The sequence below is a fragment of the Snodgrassella sp. ESL0304 genome (assembly GCF_013344995.1).
In the GTDB taxonomy this organism is placed as follows: domain Bacteria; phylum Pseudomonadota; class Gammaproteobacteria; order Burkholderiales; family Neisseriaceae; genus Snodgrassella; species Snodgrassella alvi.
Window position 1 is genome coordinate 1 of sequence record NZ_JAAEDR010000018.1, and the last position, 22,212, is coordinate 22,212.

The window sequence follows — 22,212 nt, forward strand, 5'->3', positions numbered from 1 at the left end:
ATAACCGTGATAGCCGTGGCCGCGCCGATACTATTGGCAAACTCGGTACTTACTCTATCAGCATTCCTGCAGGAGTGATTGATGGCTGGGCACGCTATATGGGCGATCCGGGCGATTTTGCTGATCCGAAAATTAAAGCCAGATACCAGCGCCCACCGGAATCTTATGATTTGCCAATTGAATCATTTGGTTTTCAGTATCGGATTACTGACGGCGATGTTTATACCTCTTTCCGGCAAACACAACAGGATTATCGCCGTGATAATGAAACTTTAATCCCGTATGGCAAACCTTTCCCGTGGGCAAGCGTAAGTGTCTATGGTCAATATGATGCTACTGTGCCGTTGAATTTTAATTTTACGGTCCAGGATGACTTCAGAGTATCAAAAGAAATTTCAAATATTGATTATATCCAGCAGGAACAACCGCTGTATGGTCTAACCGTATATCGGGCAAATAATGGTATTGATCCGGAAACCGGCGAACCATGGAAATCGGATACCCTTACCAAAGATAGAATGATTAAAAAAGATCAGGCCGGCAATATTAAAACCTATATCAAGTGTGAATTTACCCAGCATAAAAATTTTTGTAATCATATGTTTTATAACGATAACTGGCATATCCAAGTATGGATTAGTTATAACCGTAGTTATCTGCCGCAGTGGCAGGAAATGGAGGGCAATATTATCAAAATACTGGATAGCTGGCGCGTAAGCCGGGAAGGCAAACTGCTGGGCAAACAGATTGGTAAGGCCTAGTTTTTGATAGCGGTACAACTTATTGATTATCTTAGGGAGAAGAGCATGTTAGAAGCACAAAAAGTAAGTAAAAGCGAAATTCAGGCATGGCGTAAACAGATTGAAAATGGAGATTTATCCGATGTTGGCGCGGTGTATCAGCAACTGGCCAAACGTGGCTATCATTATGCTAAATGGGCCTATGGAGTAGCTTCTGCGGATAGCATTACCGGTAATGGCGCGCTGGAATTTATGCAAGCGGTGGCGAATGAACATAATCATATTTTAACGACCGATGAAACCAATAAGATTCGCCGCGCTGGTTAAGCTTATTTAAATGTAAATATTTATTAATATATTCTATATGCATCAATACTGAAATTTTGCTTAACATTTAATTTAAAACAATAAAAATTCTAAAATAGCATTCTTTTTATTTTCTTTTGGTAAAGTTTCTGTTAATTTTTATCCTGTGAAATAGAGAAACAAGGCTGTTTATGAAGTCTGGATATAAAAAGATTTTGCTTATCCTGGTGCTGCTGTGGCAGGTGCTGCTACTTGCCGGCTGTGATTATGATGTGAGCGAACAACCAGCACGGCAAGCACCCCCGTTCTATAACCGTGATAGCCGTGGCCGCGCCGATACTATTGGCAAACTAGGTACTTACTCTATCAGCATTCCTGCAGGAGTGATTGATGGCTGGGCACGCTATATGGGCGATCCGGGTGATTTTGCTGATCCGAAAATCAAAGCCAGATACCAGCGTCCGCCGGAATCTTATGATTTGCCGATTGAATCATTTGGCTTTCAATATCGGATTACCGATGGCGATGTCTATACTTCATTCCGGCAGACACAACAGGATTATCGCCACGATAATGAAACTTTAATCCCTTATGGCAAGCCTTTCCCTTGGGCAAGCGTAAGTGTCTACGGTCAATATGATGCTAAGGTAGCGTTAAATTTTAACGCCTATGTGCAGGAAGGTTTTAAAATATCAAAAGAAATTTCAAATATTGATTATATTCAGCAGCCACAACCGCTGTATGGCCTAACCGTATATCGGGCAAATAATGGTATTGATCCGGAAACCGGCGAACCGTGGAAATCGGATACCCTTACCAAAGATAGAATGATTAAAAAAGATCAGGTCGGCAATATTAAAACCTATATCGACTGTCAATTCACTCAGCATATAAATTCTTGTCATCATATGTTTTATAACGATGACTGGCATATCCAAGTATGGATTAGTTACAGCCGTACTTATCTGCCACAGTGGCAGGAGATGGAGAATAATATTATCAAAATACTGGATAGCTGGCGCGTAAGCCGGGAAGGCAAGCTGCTGGGCAAACAGATTGGTAAGGCTTAGTTTTTAATCGTGGTACAACCTATTGGTTATCTTAGGGAGAAGAGCATGTTAGAAGCACAAAAAGTAAGCAGAAGTGAAATTCAGGCATGGCGTAAACAGATTGAAAATGGTGATTTATCCGATGTTGGCGCGGTGTATCAGCAACTGGCCAAGCGTGGCTATCATTATGCTAAATGGGCCTATGGAGTAGCTTCTGCGGATAGCATTACCGGTAATGGCGCACTGGAATTTATGCAGGCAGTGGCGAATGAACATAATCATATTTTAACAGCAGATGAAACCAATAAGATTCGCCGCGGCATGGCCTTGGGTTATCTGGATATGCTGGAAAAAAAGGCCGGTTCGGGTAGTGTCAATCAGGATATTACTTATCAACAAATGAAAGAGTTTCATATTGAGGTATTTAAAAATAATAATGTTGATATTAACTACTGGACGCTGTATGAACCGATGCGCATTATTGAACAGTATGCGTCGGGGAAACTCATTGGTGGGCGTGAAATCAAAGGCGAACAGGTTGTCGAACAAGTGTGGGAAGCTATGTGGGCAACCAAAGGCACCAATGTCGATAGCTGGCTGATGAGTTTGGGATTATCTGGAATTATGAGCGATGCTCAAAATGGGTATATTTTTATTGATAAACTAACTGGTACACCTGAATCCCTTGCTTCGATAACGCTAAAGGCAGCGAGTATGGGTCCGGTTGGAAATTTACTGATCTGGAGTTGCTATAAAAAAGTGCCAATTTCCAGCGCTGATCAGGCACTGGCGAAAAAGTGGGTGGATAATACAAGCATGTTTGCCCCGCTAAAGGATTATTGGGTTGAATTCGGCAGAGAAGGTCATGAAAATTTATGGTACAAGGACTATGCTTCTCCATCTGACCAATATACAGGCAGTTATTTTGAAAATCAGAAAAATACCGACGCTGCAAAACAGCAACTTAAATTTAACTGGGATGTGGCTGGTGGCAAAGGGGTAACAAAGTGGATTATGGCAGCAGTATTAAATACCAATAGCATTAATTCATCCGATCCGCGCATCAATAGCATTAATGACGATAATTTTGCTGATAAAGGATGGGGATTTATCTTTGATCCGGTAAATGGTCATCGCCAGGAAATTGCCGGCCAGCCGGGCAAATTTGAATTTAAATACCAGCTGGCGTTTATTGATGAACTGCCGGAAAAATTATTATCGCAGTTGCAGACATGGGAAAAACAAGGCAATCAACAAATGGTATCGCTGTATCTGAATGCACTGATGCAGCTTAATCCGGTGGTGATACTCAATCCGGACAAAATGCCGGCGGTACGCAAAATTGATGATGTAGGTGAAGAATGGATTAAGGTGCGCACCTGGATGATTCAGGAAATGCGCCTTGCTCAGGCTAATGAAAATAATCAGACGTTAAGTAGTAAATATCAAGAACCTGACGGTGTTGCTTTTTCCACACGCAAGACCTATCTGGATCAAAAATCATTAGTTGAATCGATTCGTAAACAGTATGGCTTCGGCACCGAAGATGCGATTGTGTTTCGTGATGAGCAGACCGGGCAAAGCTGGAATACCGATGCCGATGCTGACGATGACGCCCATCAGGTGGTGATGCTGGGCAATGGTAATACCAAGGTAGTAGGCGGCAAGCTGGCGGATGTGATTTTTGGCGGCAAGGGCAGTGATGATATCTCTGGCGGAGAGGGTGATGATTATCTGTTTGGCGGTGCCGGCAATGATACGCTCATGGGCGGTAAGGGCAATGATGTTCTGGTGGGCGGTGATGGCGCAGACAAGTATTATTTCAACAGCGGCGATGGCAAAGATGAGATTTATGATTCTGACGGCAAAGGCAGTATTTTTATTGATAATCAACAATTTTCAAAAATAAAATGGACAGCAAAAGAAAATGGTGTCTGGATTTCAGCCAACAATAAATGGCGCGTACATCTGGATAATATCACCGGCAATCTGGTGATTCAGTCGCTGGAAAATAAAGATGATGTTTTAACCATTGTCGGCTGGAATGATATGGGCGGCGGCAAGCTTGGTATCAGGCTGCCCAAATTCAAGGATAGTAATAACAATAAAATCAATAAAATTATTGGCGACTGGCGCACCAAAATTATTCATAAAGAAGGCTACTTTGAGCTGGACGAGAGTTTAGCCGGCCAATATTACTGGGGTTGGAAAAATCGCAATGCCAAAGGTGCGATTATTGGTGGTGTGGTAGAAAAAGGCTTTGAAGATGTGATTAAGGGCACAGACGGCGCCGATGAAATTAATGGCCTTGATGGTGGCGATGCGATTGACGGCATGGGCGGCAACGATATTATTCTCGGCGGCGATGGCACAGATTTACTTGCCGGAGGTGGCGGCTCCGACATCATCAAAGGAGGTGCCGGTGATGATTTTATCTGGGCTAATAATCATTTAAACATGAGAGATCGTATCCGCCCGGGTGAGCGCTGGACGATGCCGGCTTCCGGTAAAAAAATGATTTATGCCGGCCCGAACTGGGGTATATATATTGATCAGCAAGATATTAGGATATTTGATGGTCTTAGTGAAACTTTTGATGATGCCGCAGATGTGGGCGGAGACTTTTTATATGGTGGTGATGGCAGCGACTATATTGTAGGCAGTAATCTGAATGACTATATTGAAGGTGATTCAGTGGCTCCGGCCAGCACAGAACAGGGTGACGATACCATCTATGGTATGGCTGGCAATGATTATATTGTAGGAGGCAAAGGTAATGACTTTTTACATGGCGATGGTATTCTCAGGCCGGGCTTCCTGAATTCACTGGCGGGTGCCTTACATGGTGATGACTATATTGATGGCGGCGACGGAGATGATCAGATAATTGGTGATGGGGGCAATGATGTCATTATTGGTGGTAATGGTAATGACAAATTGTATGGTGATAATGCCGTCTATACAAAGGAAGAGATGCTGGACGCTAAATATCATGGTAACGATACGATATATGGTGGTGCCGGCAATGATGAAATCATCGGCGGCGGCGGTGATGATTATCTCTATGGCGGTGATGACGACGATAGAATCTGGGGCGATGATTCAGATCCGGCCGGCCGCCATCCCGAGCTTGCTGGCAACGACCATATCTGGGGGGATGCCGGCAATGATATTCTCGATGGTGGTTATGGCGATGATGTGATTCATGGCGGTGATGATAATGACCAGGTTTATGGTGGTGCCGGTAATGATGAACTGTATGGCGACGATGGCGATGACGAAATTTATGGTGACTGGTTAAATAAAGATATTACCGAACATGGTAATGATTTTATCGATGGCGGTGCCGGCAATGATAAGCTGACCGGTGGTGGTGGCGACGACTGGATTATCGGTGGTGATGGCAATGATATACTATGGGGTGATGATAGTCGTGAAGGCCATGAGCTGAATACCACCATGACGGGGAATGATTACCTTTCCGGCGGTGCCGGTAATGACGTATTAATGGGCGGCTATGGCGATGATACACTGGATGGCGGCATCGACGATGACATCCTCTTTGGTGGTGGTGGCCGCGATACTATTTATGGCGGCGATGGTGATGACCGGATATTCGGTGATTTCTCCACTAATGTGACAGATATTGTGGCCACAGATAATGGCTACAACGATACTATTTACGCAGGCAATGGTAACGATCTGGTGCAGGGACAGCTGGGCGATGATCTGATTTATGGCGGTGCGGGTAATGATACATTATTTGGTGATATGGGCACGGAGAGCCCGAAAGAAAGCCGGCCGCAGGATAATGGTAATGACACCATCTATGGCGAAGAAGGTGATGATTATATAGATGGCGGCTATGGCAATGATTACCTTGATGGTGGTACCGGCAACGACACCGTTTATGGTGGTGGCGGCAATGATGTGATCTATGGCGGGGAGGGCAATGATTTCCTCAGCGGCGGTAATGCGATGAATATAAATGATACAGATACGGCCGGTGGTAATGATACGATACTTGGCGGCGACGGTAATGATACGATACTTGGCGGCGAAGGCGATGATCTGCTACAGGGCGATGAAGGAAATGATTACCTCAGCGGCGGTAATGGTAACGACCGGCTTTACGGCGGCGACGGGCTTGACTGGCTGCTGGGCGGCAAAGGCAATGATTATCTGAATGGTGGTACAGGTGATGATTACTTTGTGTTCAATAGTGGTGACGGTGTTACCACAATTGAGGATTACAGCGGGCAGTCGGTAGTGATTGTGGATGTGCCACTGGATCATCTGTCTATCAGTGCTTACAACAAAGGCATTAAGGTAACCAATGGAGTTAATGGGGATGTAATCTATCTGGTTGGCTATTATCTGGATGGACGTGCCAACAGCCTGAATATGAATAATTTATTATTTGCCCAGCCTAATGGTGGTAATTCTTATATAACACGCTCCTTACAGCAGTTTGCTGATAACATACAGCATCATAATGCCGCCAAGTACGACCGCATTATTGAAGGCAATGATAGGGATAATGAGCTTTTTGGTACGGCCGGCAAGGATTTGATGTATGGCTATGGCGGTAATGATATTTTACATGGCTATGACGGCAATGATTTGCTTGATGGCGGCGACGGCAATGATATTCTGTATGGCGGTGCCGGAGATGATCAGTTATTTGGTGGCACCGGCGAGGATATTCTGGAGGGAGGCAGCGGTAATGATTTGCTGGTTGGCGGTAGCTGGCAGCGGGATCGTTATGTATTCCGGGCTGGTTATGGACGCGATGAGGTGATTGACCAGGCAGCAAATGAATCGCAGGGCGATATTCTGGATTTTGCTGACTACCGTAGTGATGAATTGCGGCTAAGCCGGAATGGGGATGACCTGCTTATCAGCCATATTGGTTCACGTGATCAGGTACGGCTGGATAACTGGTTTGCGGATGCGTCATACCGGCAGTATCAGATTCATACTGCGGATGGTATGCACTATACAGCCGAACAGGTACAGCAATTGGTAGGAGCAATGGCTACTTTCTCCAGAGGCAGCAGTGAAGGCCGGATATGGGCGGCAGATGAGGTGAAGCAGTTTGCCCCGTCGAATATTCTTGCAGCCAACTGTAGTTAGGCCAAAAGCATTGTAGTCTAGACAAGCCTGCAAATTATATTTGCAGGCTTTTTATTGTGGATAAATATAGCTGATGCTAAGCCATAATAAATATTATTTCCCTCAACCCCGAAATTTTCAGGTAGCGATAAAAACATTTCGATTCAATACCAACAGGCTATAAATATATTTTGTACCCTGTCGTTGTATATGGCATCTGCTATCTAGGCTGATAAATTATGTTTTTCCGGCAGATGATATTAAATTCCTGTATCGGGTAGTTTGAATAATAAAACTAGTGCCAGGGTTTTAAAATCAAGCAATACGAGGAGCAGTGTAATTGTTTCCGGGCTGATTATCTATACTGCTGATATCATTTGCTATGACGAGACAAAACCACTACCGGCCTGAATTTAGCAGTTTGCTATTTGGCTAAATTCGGGCAATCATCTGATGGTTATACCGGTTAATAATAACCGTATCTATTCTAATTCAATACTATAAACTGACTATCATTCACCCAGTATTCTCAATGTTTTAATTATCTGTATTCTAATTATCATTATTCAGGGGATGATCGAACAACCATGAATTAATCAGAGCTAATGGTTCTCTAATAAGAGAAATATAGTTCCTGTAATTTCTGAAACTTAAAGGTGCAGATAATCCGGATACATCTTTTACTCCTGATCTTTTAGCTAACATAATAGAACGCAATAAATGAAAATCATTGGTAACTACCACGGTTTTACCTAACCGTAACACTTTATTCGCATAAACAAACTGCTGAGCAGTACGTGTTGATTTATCTTCAAGATAAACCCTTGAGGCATCAATCCCGTTATCAATTAAATAACCAGCCATAACGCTTGCTTCTGTTGCCGGCTCGCCTTCTCCTTGTCCTCCGCAAACAACTACTTTGGTATTAGGGTTATTTTTCAAATAAACCAGAGCTTTATCTAAACGCCCTTTTAAAACAGGATGAGGTACTGCAGGATTACCCATTACCTGAGCACCTAAGATAACCATAGTATCAGCATTGTCTGCTGCTTTTTGCCGGGCGTAGAGATGAATAATGACATTACAGATAATAAAATAAGCTAAAACAATTATTACAAACCAATGAACCAATTTATAAATATTCATAATGCTTTTATTCATAACTATCCGTAAAATAATTGTTAATCAGTTCTATAAATTGAAAACAAATAACGCTATAACGTAAAATATGCCAGGAACTATAGCAACTAATCAGCATTTTATCCACAATAACAGCTACGATTTTATTAGTCATAGTTTTGCAATGAATATCCAAACATAATTCCTGTCTCCTGCTATTAATTGATAACCGCTGATAAAACTACCATGATTATTCAAGAGACAGCTTTTGCTTCAATTGCGCTGCGCAATCTCTGGCCATCTGTTTAAACTCATCAGCTTCAGCTTTTAAAAATAGTTTATCTGTAAACTGTTCAAATTCTTCCAAATTACCTATCAGACTCCCATTGTAAACAAGTTTTATTTCTCCCTGTAAATAAACTGTAAAAATAAAGGCTTTTATTGAATGGCATTTTTTATAAACTATATTTTTTATTTTTTTTATATCCAGTTCAATTGAGCCAAACATTAAATCTTCCGGCAATACACTGATTTTAGTATTCCTGATAGATAACTGCCTTTTTACAAATAAATTTTTTGGTAATTGCTTAATATTAGTGTCTTGCAAGTATAAATCGCCATTTAATTTTAAATTGTCTGGCAATTTTTTAATTGAGGAAGAACTCAGCCAGAGATCTCCTTCTACTTTTAAATCAGAAGGTAATGTTTTAACTCTGGTATTACTCAAAAACAACTCATTTTTTACAAATAAATTTTTTGGAAGCTTCTTAATCTTCGTTCTGAATAAATCTAAAGTTCCATTCACATTTAAATTATCCGGAATTTTTTTAATCTTTGTATTATGTAAGTCTAAATCACCGCCAATATGTAAATTTTTCGGTAATTTTTTTAGTTTTGAAGAACTTAAATTAAGATTACCGGCAACTTTTAAATTCTCAGGCAATGTTTCGATTCTGGTACAGCTCAGATCAAGATATCCGCCAACAGTCAAATTATCCGGCAACTTTTTTATAGGGACATAACGTAAAGTCAGATCACCTTTTAATTCAAGATTATCCGGTAGCTGTTTTATTTCGGTATAACTCAGATATAAACTGTTTTTTACTTCTATATTGGCAGGCAGTTGTTTTATCCTGGCACCATCTAAACCCAGACTTGTGCATTGTACATTTGAATGCTTTAATAATTTTTTGACTTTAATAGCGCGCAATCCCAGATATCCGTTTACAATCAGATTATCCGGCAACTTTTTGATTTTTGTAAAACCCAAATCCAAATAATCGTTAACAGTTAAATTATCTGGTAACTTTCTAATTTTAGAGCCTCCTAAAGCAATGCCACCAGTTACTGTTAAATCTTTTGGTATTTTTTGTATTCTGGTACCGTATAAATCCAACTTACCCCCAACCTTTAAATTTCCAGGTAACTTTTTAATTCGGGTATCACTTAAATCTAAATCACCTATAATGTCAAGATTATCTGGTAATATTTTAACTTTTGTTCTGCTTAAATGGAGATCTCCGCTTACAGATAAATTTTCAGGTAATTTTTTAATTCTGGTACGGGCAATGTTCAGATCACCCTGTATATTCAGATTATCAGGTAATCTGTCAATTTTCGTATCTGACAAATTTAAAGAACCAGCTACATCGAATCTTTCCGGTATATTGCAAAAATGCGACCCCCGCAAAGCCAAATTTCCTTTTACTTTCAGATTAGCAGGTAATGATTTAACAGGTGTTTGTTCTAAATTCAAATCTCCATTTACTGTTAAATTATCTGGTAATGATGCAATTCTGGTACGTAATAAATCTATAGAGCCTTTTACATTTAAATTTTTCGGCCACGCTTTAATCTTAGTTGCGCGCGCACATAAATCACCATTTACGGTTAAATTATCCGGCAATTTTTTTATTGTTGTTAATCGCAAATTGAGATTACCGTTAATAATAAGATTATCCGGTAAATGTTTGATTCTCACTTCAGCCAGATTAAGAGATTCCAATATTGTGATTGAATTATCCCCAATACTGTATTTAATCTGCTGTGTATTTAAATATGTGATAAATTGTTCCATAACTTATTTCTCTGTGTTTTTAGCTTAAGTCACTTAATACAAATCAATTGGATGGAGTTGAATTAAAAACAGTACAAAATATGTTTATGCTATTTTTAATAAATTACTGCCGGCCAAATATATCTGAGTCACGTACTGGCAAATTCAGCATTTTTTGCAGCTGTCGGCCAGTACTTTGTACATTAAGTTAATTAATTCTGATTTTTTTCTGCAATTCCTCTACGCAATCTCTGGCTGCCTGTTTAAGCTTACCTGTCTGCGGGTCAAGAAATCTCTGGTTAACAAATCGCTCATATTCTTTCAGATTACCAATCAGGGATTTATTCTGAAAAATTTTATATTCACCATTCAAATAAGCTGCAAAGATAGTTTTTCTTTTAGATGTACAATTTTTCCGGTAAGCAATATTTTTAATCTTTTTAAGATCAAGACTTAACCATTTAAGCTCAAGATTTTCCGGCAGATATCTGATTTGAGTTTTTCTCAGGTCGATGCCTTCTTCAAGTTTCAGATTTTCGGGTAATTTTTTAATTTTGGTATCATTTAACAGCAGTTTTTTACCGACCTGCAAATTTTTGGGTAACTTTTTAATTTTGCTGCTACACAATACGAGATTCTCCCAAACATGGAGATTATCAGGCAAGCGAGAAATTTTTGTTATGTTAATATATAAATTTTTTATCTCAGTAAAATTCGAGGGTAGCTTTTTTACTGGTGTACAGGCTAAATTTATTCCATTCGCTATATTAAAATGACTGGAAATTTTTTTAATTTTGGTACCCGATAAATTTAGCTCACCTCCCACTGAAAGATTTTTAGGTAATTGTTTAATTGACGTCCCTTCAATAGATAATTGTCCGCCAACAGTCAGCTTTGCAGGCAATTTTTTGATTTTTGCGTAAAATAAATCCAGATTTCCTTTTACAGTCAGCTTCACAGGTAATTTTTTGATTTTTGCGTCCTCCAGATTCAGATTTTCATTTACAATCAGCTCTGCAGGAAATTTTTTGATTTTACAGCTATTCAGGTCCAGACTGGATTGTATTTTTAAATTCTCTGGTACTTTCTTAATTTTATTACAACTTAGATCCAGGCTAATGCAAGTAGCTTTAAAATTTTTAAGTAACTGATTGATTGTACTGCACCCTCTCAATGCTAAACATCCATTGACTCTTAGATTAGCAGGTAATTTTTTGATTTTTGTTCCAGACAAATCCAGATTACCGTTCACCGTCAGATTATCCGGTAATTTTCTGATTTCCGTATAGCATAAATCCAGATCAGCTTTTACCTGTACATCCTTTGGAAATTTCTTAATTTTGGAGGAAGCCAGAATCAGACTACCATCTACTTTCAGATTTTCAGGTAACTTTGTGATATCAGTACGACCCAAATTAAGACTACCCTTGATAGTAAACTTTTCCGGTAGTCGGGTAATTCTGGTTGAAGAAATATCTAAATCTCCGGCAACTGCCAAAGTTTCCGGTAATTCCAGTATATAGGTATTTTGTAAAGATAAATTGCCGTTTATTGTCAGACTTTCTGGTAGCGACTGCACATAGCTGAAGGATAAATCTAATGCACCGCCTATTATAAGCTTTTCCGGCAACGTAATTATTTTGGTATAAGAGGCGTTTAGTTCTCCATGAACCACCAGATTGTCCGGTAATATACTGATTTCTGTACCGGATAGATTCAGATTCCCATAGACAATCAGATTATCCGGTAAATTTCTGATTTTTGTTTGAGAAATATCCAGATTGCCTTTAATAATTAAATTGTCAGGCAGTGATTTTAGACAGGGTTGATAAAAGCACAGATTATCCAGTACCCGGATAACATCATTCTTAACCTTATATTTAATGTTTTTTTGATTTAATATTTCGATAAATTTTTTCATTGATTTAGTATGTTAGCATACTGGTAAAATTTAAGGGAAGGTAACTTAGTTGCATACATTTCCAGAAAGCTGGTATTAATATCATGCAGTTTCAGTATATATTTTCAGTATAAATATCTATTTCTAATTAAAAAGTTACAAAGTTGAATAAGTACTTTGACTTTATCCGGTCTGGTTTTATTGTCAGCCAGTATTCAATATATTAAGTTTTATGAGTACTGAGTTTTTTCTGCAATTGCTCTACGCAATCCCTGGCTGCCTGTTTAAGCTTACTTGCCTGCGGATCAATAAATCTCTGGTTAACAAATTGCTCATACTCTTGCAGGGTACCAACCAAGTATTCATTCTGAAAAATTTTATATTCACCATTCAAATAAGCTGCAAAAATGGTTTTTCTTTTAGCTTTACAATTTTTCCGGTAAGCAATATTTTTAATCTTTTTAAGATCAAGGCTTAACCATTTGAGCTCCAGATTTTCGGGCAAATATCTGATTGAAGTTTTTTTCAGGTTTATACCATGATCAAGTTTCAGGTTATTCGGTAGCTTTTTAATCCGGGTATTTTTTAACAGCAATGTATTACCAACCTGTAATTTTTTAGGTAATTTTTTAATTCGGCTATTTCTCAGATCCAGATAATCCTCAACATTGAGCTTATCTGGCAAACGGTTAATTTTAGTTTCCTCTATTGCCAGTTTTTTTATCTTGGTAAGATTCTGAGGTAATTTTTTTACTTTAGTCAAAGTTAAGTCCAGCCCATTGACTACATTAACATGACTGGGAATTTTTTTAACCGGGCAACCCCATAAATACAGCTCACCTCCTACTGAAAGTTTTTTAGGTAGTTTTTTAATCGGTACCAGCAAAAGAGATAAATCGCCACCAACATGCAAAATTTCAGGCAATTTTTTTATTTTTGCGTCATTCAGGTTCAAATTTCCGTTTATATTCATTTTTTTGGGAAATTTTTTGATTTTGCATTCATTCAAATACAGATTGGATTGTATTTTTAAATTCTCTGGTATTTTTTTGATTTTATTAAAGCACAAATCCAGACTAGTGCATATAGCCCTAAAATTTTTTATTAATTTATTGATTTTTCGACAGCTTTTCAGCCCTAAACATCCATTGACTCTTAGATTAGCAGGTAATTTTTTAATTTTTGTTCCTGATAAATCCAGATCTCCGTTCACCGTCAGATTATCCGGTAATTTTCTGATTTCTGTAAAACGTAAGTTTAAATTATTTTTTACCTGAATATTCTTTGGTAATTTCTTAATTTTGGAGGCAGCCAGAATCAGGCTACCATCTACTTTCAGATTTTCAGGTAACTTTGTGATACGGGTATTACTCAAATCAAGATCATCGGTTATATGCAGATTAGCAGGCAGAGTATTGATACCGCTTTTTTCCAGACAAAGACTGCCTTTTATCGTAAATTTTTCCGGTAATCGGGTTATTCTGGTTGAAGAGGCATCCAGGTTTCCGGCAACAACCAAATTCTCCGGTAATTCCAGTATATAACTATTCTGTAAATATAAATTACCGTTTATTGTCAGATTTTCTGGTAGCGACTGAATATAGCTATAGGATAAATCCAGCGCACCACCAACAATTAGCGTTTCCGGTAAAACTTGTATTTTGGTACGAGAGGCGTTAAGTTTGCCCTGAACCACCAGATTTTCCGGTAACACTCTGATTTGTGTACCGGATATATTCAGATCCCCGCGAAAAATCATATTTTCCGGCAGTTTACTGATTTTAGTATGGGAGATATCCAAATTACCGCAGACAATCAGGTTATCCGGTAACTGGCTGATTTTTGTTTGGGAGATATCCAGATCACCTTCAATAATTAAATTATCCGGCAGTGATTTAAGTGGATTTTGATAAAAGCACAGATTATCCGCTATGCGGATAATCTCATTTTCAACTGTATAGTTAATATCTTTTTGGTTTAATATTTCGATAAAATTTTTCATTGATTTAGTATGTTAATCATACTGGCAAGGTTTATTAACCATAACTTAACTGTAAATATTCAGATTCAATCTACTTAGAGCAGCATTAACTGATAAATAATTGAAATTATCATTACATACAGTTTCAGTATACATTGTTTTAATGATTTTTTCAGCACATATGTTTTTTAATAAAAATTAATAAAACGAATACAAATATTCTGACCAGAGCCAGAGCTGTTTTTGTGGTTAAAATAAAAGTAATAAAAAATTAAATAAGACTATATTATAAAATTAATCATCTCCAGTAGGGTAAGTAATTTACTAATATATTAATTTATCAGCCCAATCAAACTGTAACCTGAATCGTAATATTCATTAAATTTTGATGAAATACCCATATATTTACTTTATTTGTATTAATATGCAGCTATATTAGCGTTGTTTCGAGTTTTCTTTATTGATGATTTTTTTGTATTGCTCAAATTCTTGCATTAAATCTTCTTTTGGCATTGTCATCAATCTTTTCATATGATCTATTTCCTTCATACATGCTTGTGCTAAGTCTTGATTTTCAAGTATGAGTTGATCACGAAATTCTTTATCCGAATTTTTATAAAATACAGGAATTTGTCTCAAGCTATAGTCAAAGGATTCTTTTTTTCGCTGCTTTGTTTTTTCAAAGAAGTTCAAATTTTCTTGTGATATATAAGTTTTATTAGAAAATATTGTAAACTTTTTATTATTTGATTCAGACCTTTTATATGAGTGTAAAATATATCTTCTAGGTTGATTATCTTTTTCAAAAACTATTCGATAATCAAATTCACAACCTTTTTTATCCACATGAGAACCATATTTTTGGTCAATATATACCATATCCCCTTTTTGCTTAACCCATTTTTCACGTCGTCCGTCGTAATAACCCTTTTTTGAATACTTTGAAAGTTGTCCCTTAAGTTGTAAAACTTCAAATGTTTTGCCTTTAACATAAGAACCATATATATCTTCAGCATCAGACCAACTTAATTTTGAGTCAGGAATAACTATATGTTCATATTTTTGCCCATCCATGGAGATAGTCATTTCATCAAATAAATCACCTTTTTCTTCATTACTTAATACTTTCTTTTTAATTGGTTTATCATTTGAAAACCAAACACTGGTATTTAAGACAATATTTCTGGCTAAATAGTCTTTATTAGTTAACTGTGTTCTATCATAATCATAAGTAAAGTCAAAAAACTTATCGGTTATTATATCAAGATTTAATAGTTCCACGTTCATAAATCTATTTACAGAACCTTTCAATTTATTGATATCGATTTGATTTTTAAAAATCGGTAAATAATAATCTGATCCGTTTCGAAAATAATAAGGTTTAGGATTTTTGGAAAATTGAAAATCTGGATAATAAAGATAAATACCTTCAAGAACATACTTTTGCTTGTTATTTTTAGTAGGTTTAGGAATATCAAAGTTTATAATTTGATTATCTTTATCAACTTTTAAATTTGTCGCAAATGCATATTGATTTATTTTGTTATACACAATCTCTATATCATCAATTCCCAAAATATCCCTTAATGATAAAAATGGTGATGGACTATTTTTTGTCGTTTTTTTGATGATGGAGCCTGTTTTATCAGTTATAGGCTCATAATTTGCTATTATTTTAATATTCTTTTTCGGAAATTTTTGTTTAATATCTTCATTTTCTGCATGAGTTAAATAAGGATTATAAAAATCATCAATTTGTAAACTGACATGTAAAGATTCCTTGGCGTCAGAACTATTTATTAACTGGTAGTCAGCTGTACTTACACTTTTGTAGTATTTAGCACAAGAACTTAGTAAAAAAGCCAGCAGCAACGAGGTTATTATAAATATTATTCTTTTCATATACAGTCAACTAATTAAATATTTGATATTATTAAAATAAAAAATATCGGTCTAATAAATTAGAGCAAGAACTTAGTAAAAAAATCATCAACAACGAAGTTATTAAAAATATTATTTTTTTCATATACATCTGCATAATTAAATACCCCATATTATTAAGTAGATGACTAAATACAAAATGCTAATCTAATAATCACAAGCTGATATTTGGTATTCACAATATTTGCATACTATACTGTTAAACTAGTTTAAATACAACATTGATATAAAAATCGGTTAAATAATATAGACCGATCCTGCTATTTACAAATTGCTTAATTTATCCGAAGTGTATAAATAGTGCCGAATCCGGTTTAAAGCTATCTTTAAACTCATCTAATACAACAGATGCAGGCGGGCTATGATCGCCTTGTACCACAATTTCTGTATATCTTTAAAAGCACTAGTGTTGATTTCGCTGGCTAAAATCTAAAAAACTGATTCTGCAGGTTTAATTGAGACAGACATTTTGCCGGTCTTTAAATAAAGGCTGTTTACAATCATAGTTATTTTCACTTTGTGTATCTTTTTCAGAATAATGATGAGTATTAAGAGTTAACCGATAGAAAAATGACTTATCCTTAACTTGCTTATTAATAGCTGCAATATCATGCACAAATATTAAAGTCTCAATCTTCCGATTATGAAGAACATTGCTAAAATCAAAAAAGTTATTTTAGTTTTTAAAATGTATATCATTAAATAATAAATATAAACTTTCAATTTATTAATTAGTTATATATTTATCAGTAGCTGGTTTTCAGCAAATATTCAATCTGATTTTTTATCTGCTATATCTGCATAATGGTTTATCTGGTTTTATTTGCCGCTGTATTTCAAGTCATATTTCTATCAGATTTCTGTTTTATCACTCCTGTCCAGTTCAGTTATTGCCGTTTGAACAGAAATAACTTTTGTCAGAGGTACCGGATATTTTTTGTTGTGTCACCTCATCTGTGCGGCTCAGCACTTTACTGTTGTAAAGATACAGCAGATACCGGTTCTTTTAGTGTATCTTCTATCCCGCGTTAGCTTAACTATGATTATAAACAAGATATACTTATGGATTTCTGGTTATTTACATACCGGTTATTTGTTGTATTTCGATGAAAAATCATTACGGATAATTTATGGCTATTCTGGTAACAGGTGGTGCCGGCTTTATTGGCTCTCACACGACTGTACAATTACTTAATGCCGGCTACAATGTGATTATTATTGATAATCTGTGTAATGCATCGCCAGTGGTACTCGAGCGTTTAAAACAGATTACCGGTAAAGAGGTAACTTTTTATCAGGGCGATATTCGCGACCGTACGCTGTTGCAACAGATATTTAAACAGCACAGTATTGAGCATGTGCTGCATTTTGCCGGCTTAAAAGCAGTCGGTGAAAGTGTACGGGAGCCGCTGAAATATTATGATAATAATGTCAGTGGCAGCCTGATTCTGGTTGAAGAAATGGCCAAAGCAGGTATTTTCAATCTGGTTTTCAGTTCCTCAGCTACAGTTTACGGTACACCGGCTTCGGTTCCGATTGATGAAAACGCGGCTACCGGCGGAACCACCAATCCGTACGGAACATCCAAATATATGGTAGAGCGGATGTTAACGGATATACAGGCAGCAGATGCGCGTTGGAGTATGACATTACTGCGTTATTTCAATCCGGTGGGCGCGCATGAATCCGGATTGATTGGTGAAGATCCGAATGGCATTCCAAATAATTTATTACCGTATATCTGTCAGGTAGCTGTTGGTAAGCTGGCACAGCTATCGGTATTTGGTAACGATTATCCTTCTACTGATGGTACCGGTGTCCGTGATTATATTCATGTAATGGATCTGGCCGACGGCCACTTAAGTGCCATGCGCGTTACAAATAATCAACCCGGTGTACATATTTATAATCTGGGTACAGGGCAGGGTTATTCGGTACTGGAAATCATACATGCTTTTGAACAGGCCAGCGGCAAAAAAATTCCTTATCAGATTGTCCCGCGCCGGGCAGGAGATATTGCTGTGTGCTATGCCAATCCTGAACGTGCAGCCGAACAATTAGGCTGGACAGCTCAGCGCAGTCTGGCCAGTATGATGGCTGATGCATGGCACTGGCAACAGCTCAATCCGCAGGGCTACAACAGCCACAATGAAATCTGATTACTGAATATCAGCTTATTATAAACACTTAACCCACTGATGTTTCAGTGGGTTAAGTGTTTTCGGTTTTTGAGTTTTGATGCAAAAATTTAACGCTAATCGTTACGCCGCTCCTGAAAGTAGATTTAGATAAAAGATGTTTGAGGTCATTACCGGTTAACTATTTCTAACTAACTGGTGAGTCACATTATAATATAATGAGAATTATTATCAATAACAATTTGGTAATTTTTACAATTTGTTTTTCCGGTCTCTATTCCAACACCTGATCTGCGTATAATAAGTATTCCTGCATTCGCGCGGACAAAGCTTGTTTTCGGTATAATTGCCCACAATTTGCTTTTCTGATTAAATCTTTCTCTGTCTGTGCTTTTGTCACAACCTAATTTTTGACAGCTCATGCCTATCTCAACTCAAACCGCGCAACTTGTTCATCAACAGCTACTGGCCGACAACGAACTGGCTGTAGCCGATTTTACCCGTGCACTCTCCCTGATGGGAGCACACCATATTGATTATGCTGATATTTACTGCCAGCGCAGTACCTATGAAAGCTGGCATCTGGAAGAAGGCATGGTCAAATCAGGCAGTTTTCAGATTGAGCAGGGCGTCGGTGTCCGTGCGGTAAGTGGTGAAAAAACAGCATTTGCTTACGCCGACAATCTGAATGTGCAGGCATTAACTGATGCAGCACAGGCTGTACGGGCAATTGGGCAGGCCGGTCAGCAGCGCTCAGTGGGACTGACTTCTCTGCCGTCAGTCAAACCACTGTATGCAATGGCTAATCCGATGCTCAGTCTGGATGCCGGAGAGAAAGTGGCTTTATTACAGCGTGTGGAGGCACTGGCAAAAGCTGCTGATCCGCGTATTGTGCAGGTAATGGCCGGGCTGGTATGCGAGCATGAACTGATTTATCTGGCGCGACTGGACGGCCGGATACACACTGATGTCCGCCCGCTTGTCCGTTTATCTGTTACTGTGATTGCCAAACAGGGAGAAAGGCGCGAGCAGGGCAGCAGTGGCGGAGGCGGTCGCTTTGATCTGGGTTATTTTGATGAAGCCATGCTCAAATCATATGTAGATACAGCCGTTGCTCAGGCACTGACCAATCTGGAAGCCCGTCCGGCACCTGCTGGTCAGATGACGGTGGTACTGGGCAGTGGATGGCCGGGTGTATTGTTACATGAAGCTGTAGGTCATGGTCTGGAAGGTGATTTTAACCGCAAAGGAACCAGTGCGTTTGCCGGCCGTTTAGGTGAACGCGTAGCGGCTAAAGGTGTGACTGTTGTTGATCAGGGTAATATTGCCGAACGCCGTGGTTCGCTGAATATTGATGATGAAGGCAATGCTACACAGCGTACGGTACTGATTGAAGATGGTATTTTATGCGGCTATTTGCAGGATGAAACCAATGCACGTTTAATGGGCGTCTCCGTCACCGGTAATGGCCGGCGTGAAAATTACGCCTCAGCACCGATGCCGCGCATGACCAATACTTATATGGAAAACGGCCGGCTTAATCCGGAAGAGATTATTGCCTCTGTCGATAAGGGCTTGTATGCGGTTAATTTTGGTGGCGGACAGGTAGATATTACCAGTGGTAAATTTGTATTCAGTGCTTCGGAAGCCTGGTGGGTTGAAAACGGTAAGCTACAATATCCGGTAAAAGGAGCCACCATTATTGGCAGTGGTCCGGAAGTATTAAAACACGTTAGTATGATAGGCAATAACAGTAGTCTGGACAGTGGTGTAGGTATCTGCGGTAAAGACGGGCAAAGCGTGCCGGTAGGTGTGGGACAGCCCACGCTGCGTATTGATGCCGGTCTGACTGTGGGTGGCAGCCAGACATAATTCACCTGAACAGCAAACAGCATAACGGAGACAAATTACTGTGTCCGTTATGGTGTTTATTTATGCGGATATATATATTTATTTATCGTAAATTACATCTGAATTTCCCGATATTAATATGCATATTCTCTTTGCACTTATTGAAATCAAATCTGCTTTTTTCAGGCATCAGTTATTGATTACAATGATCCGCCAGTGCTGCGCAGCAAATAACCGGAAAACAGCAATCCGGTTGGTATCAGATTTATATTATTATGATATTGGCATTAATACCAATCTGCATTATAATTTATTACACATTTCATAACACTAATCTGAATCACTCTATCAGGCTGAACCGTTTCAGCTATAAAAAAATTATGCAGATAAATAATATTTATTTATGTGAATATAGAGTAATATCAGTTAATTATTCTGATATATCACTTTATTATTAACTTTTCTACCCTCAATTATTCAGAAAGTACTCATATGTTTTTTATCAAAAAAAACAAATCCAGACTCAGCCTGAAAAAATTCCTGATAATCAGTTTTTTCTTAAGTTTCAATGTTAATTTGGCCATGGCACAGGATGCTTCAGATGATAGTTCGCAACAGGCACGGATACGCATCTTCGGGCAGAATGGCAAACCGACTAATATGAAATACAGTTTTCAGGGACATGAGGTAAAAGAATCAACCGGTGGTACTTTAGGCGGGGCATTTGCTTCATCATTAGGGCTGGCTCGTAACAGTACCATTGGTATACCGGCAACGGCTACTTTGGATACTATGAAACGACATAATCATAATTTGTCTAAGCTGTACTACCGTGAATTCACCATTCCAGCTAATGTACCGATTACCATATCCAATGCCATTATTGGTCTGACCAATGTTAATAATACTCATAACGATGGCAAAATCATTTCCTATCAGCCCTCCTGCCAGAGTAACAAACTTACTTTTGTAGCCGAACCGGGTAAAGATTACGAGGCCATCGCGGCATCTGCATCAGCCCAATGCGGGGTTATTCTGCAAGAAGTGCATCCAGACGGCACAACTACATCACTCATTAAGGGTGATTAAGCGATCTGCTAAAATCGCCAACCAGTATAAAAGGCAGTCTGACTGCCTTTTATCAGTTCCGGAATACAACAGGCTAATCATGCTCTGCTCCAGCCTTGCAAGCATTTTGCTTAAAGCTGGAAAAATTTTTATTTGCTGATATTAAATCCAACATTATTCAAGTAATTTAATTGTCTGTATCAGTACAACCAATATAGTGTTGGGATATTTTTCTGTTTACTATCAGATTATTGATGAGACCAATATCAAAAATTCTGTTGATTAAACTGCGTATGTTTATCAGCCTATGTTTTGAAAGTTAAAGGTGATTGTCTGAATTGATATACGCTGTAGATCTTCCGCCAAAGTGAATAATATATTTATTGCATTCAGGCTATTTCTGACCAGCTTATATTTAGCCAAATCAGGCCGGCAAAAATCATTAACTTTAAAATAAAAAATTATTTCTGAACAGATTTTGAGTGTCGCAGACACTCAAACATGCAAATCTATAACATGCCTCATTTAGAGCTAACCGGCACTACTCTGAGTGCCGATATCTCTTTATTCAATCCTATTTCGTTTCTGATGATATCTGTCAATTTTTTTATACCGGCATTTGTCCGCTTACTTTATACAAAAAAGTGGCTGGATTTGCTGGAATTATTTATCCAGCGAATCCAACCACTTATTTAATCACTACTGCTTAGTTAGATTCTACGGCAGCCTGTACATCACTGTACGGAGCAGCTTTAGTATCAGAATTTGTAGTAGCGCAGGCAGTTAGTAACAGAGCAGCCAGTACGGCACCAATTCCCAATAGCTTTTTCATCATTGTGTCCTTTAACGGTTGGTTTGAAAAACTATTTTCACAATCTAGCTTAACTTCATTAATATAACAATTGTTCCGTGCAAATTTTGCATTTTCCAACTGCATATAATACCCAT

At 38.2% G+C, this 22,212-nt stretch carries 14 protein-coding genes; 8 read left to right on the top strand and 6 right to left on the bottom strand.

Annotated elements, in window-relative coordinates:
• The 4 genes from GYX91_RS10625 to GYX91_RS11185 all read left to right on the top strand — a co-directional run.
• Window positions 1-761 (top strand): hypothetical protein (locus tag GYX91_RS10625; RefSeq protein ID WP_174830784.1); only part of this gene is annotated, 761 nt, incomplete at its 5' end.
• Between the two features lie 45 nt (window positions 762-806).
• Complete coding sequence (locus GYX91_RS10630) at window positions 807-1,067, top strand: hypothetical protein (RefSeq protein WP_174830785.1); 261 nt, start codon at window positions 807-809, stop codon at window positions 1,065-1,067.
• A gap of 170 nt (window positions 1,068-1,237) precedes the next feature.
• On the top strand, window positions 1,238-2,116 hold the full coding sequence (locus GYX91_RS10635; RefSeq protein ID WP_084554550.1) for a hypothetical protein: 879 nt from the start codon (window positions 1,238-1,240) through the stop codon (window positions 2,114-2,116).
• 45 nt (window positions 2,117-2,161) lie between these two features.
• Entirely contained in the window at window positions 2,162-7,231 is a 5,070-nt protein-coding gene (locus GYX91_RS11185; protein WP_180214693.1) for a calcium-binding protein, read from the top strand.
• Between the two features lie 531 nt (window positions 7,232-7,762).
• Here the strand turns inward: GYX91_RS11185 and GYX91_RS10685 are convergent.
• The 5 genes from GYX91_RS10685 to GYX91_RS10705 form a co-directional block, all read right to left on the bottom strand.
• Window positions 7,763-8,371 (bottom strand): YdcF family protein, encoded by a 609-nt coding sequence (locus tag GYX91_RS10685; RefSeq protein ID WP_144235857.1) that lies wholly within the window; start codon window positions 8,369-8,371, stop codon window positions 7,763-7,765.
• Window positions 8,372-8,579: 208 nt separating this feature from the next.
• Complete coding sequence (locus GYX91_RS10690) at window positions 8,580-10,406, bottom strand: hypothetical protein (protein WP_174830786.1); 1,827 nt, start codon at window positions 10,404-10,406, stop codon at window positions 8,580-8,582.
• 187 nt (window positions 10,407-10,593) lie between these two features.
• The gene (locus GYX91_RS10695; RefSeq protein WP_174830787.1) at window positions 10,594-12,306 is read right to left on the bottom strand and encodes a hypothetical protein; all 1,713 of its coding nucleotides are present in this window, start codon (window positions 12,304-12,306) and stop codon (window positions 10,594-10,596) included.
• A gap of 202 nt (window positions 12,307-12,508) precedes the next feature.
• Entirely contained in the window at window positions 12,509-14,287 is a 1,779-nt protein-coding gene (locus GYX91_RS10700) for a hypothetical protein (protein ID WP_174830788.1), read from the bottom strand.
• Between the two features lie 414 nt (window positions 14,288-14,701).
• Window positions 14,702-16,168: a hypothetical protein gene (locus GYX91_RS10705; protein WP_174830789.1), complete on the bottom strand. Its 1,467-nt coding sequence runs from the start codon at window positions 16,166-16,168 to the stop codon at window positions 14,702-14,704.
• A 1,169-nt stretch (window positions 16,169-17,337) separates the two neighbouring features.
• Here GYX91_RS10705 and galE point away from each other — a divergent pair.
• The 4 genes from galE to GYX91_RS10725 all read left to right on the top strand — a co-directional run bounded on the left by galE (window position 17,338) and on the right by GYX91_RS10725 (window position 21,960).
• The gene (gene galE / locus GYX91_RS10710; RefSeq protein ID WP_174830790.1) at window positions 17,338-18,366 is read left to right on the top strand and encodes a UDP-glucose 4-epimerase GalE; all 1,029 of its coding nucleotides are present in this window, start codon (window positions 17,338-17,340) and stop codon (window positions 18,364-18,366) included.
• Window positions 18,367-18,765: 399 nt separating this feature from the next.
• Complete coding sequence (tldD, locus tag GYX91_RS10715) at window positions 18,766-20,217, top strand: metalloprotease TldD (protein WP_174830791.1); 1,452 nt, start codon at window positions 18,766-18,768, stop codon at window positions 20,215-20,217.
• Window positions 20,218-20,688: 471 nt separating this feature from the next.
• On the top strand, window positions 20,689-21,285 hold the full coding sequence (locus tag GYX91_RS10720; protein ID WP_084586879.1) for a hypothetical protein: 597 nt from the start codon (window positions 20,689-20,691) through the stop codon (window positions 21,283-21,285).
• A 480-nt stretch (window positions 21,286-21,765) separates the two neighbouring features.
• A complete protein-coding gene (locus GYX91_RS10725) occupies window positions 21,766-21,960 on the top strand; it encodes a hypothetical protein (RefSeq protein ID WP_084565212.1) in 195 nt (64 codons plus the stop codon).
• Between the two features lie 10 nt (window positions 21,961-21,970).
• On the opposite strand, the gene GYX91_RS11170 is transcribed toward GYX91_RS10725, so the two are convergent.
• Complete coding sequence (locus GYX91_RS11170; protein ID WP_255454304.1) at window positions 21,971-22,096, bottom strand: hypothetical protein; 126 nt, start codon at window positions 22,094-22,096, stop codon at window positions 21,971-21,973.
• Window positions 22,097-22,212 lie beyond the last annotated feature (116 nt).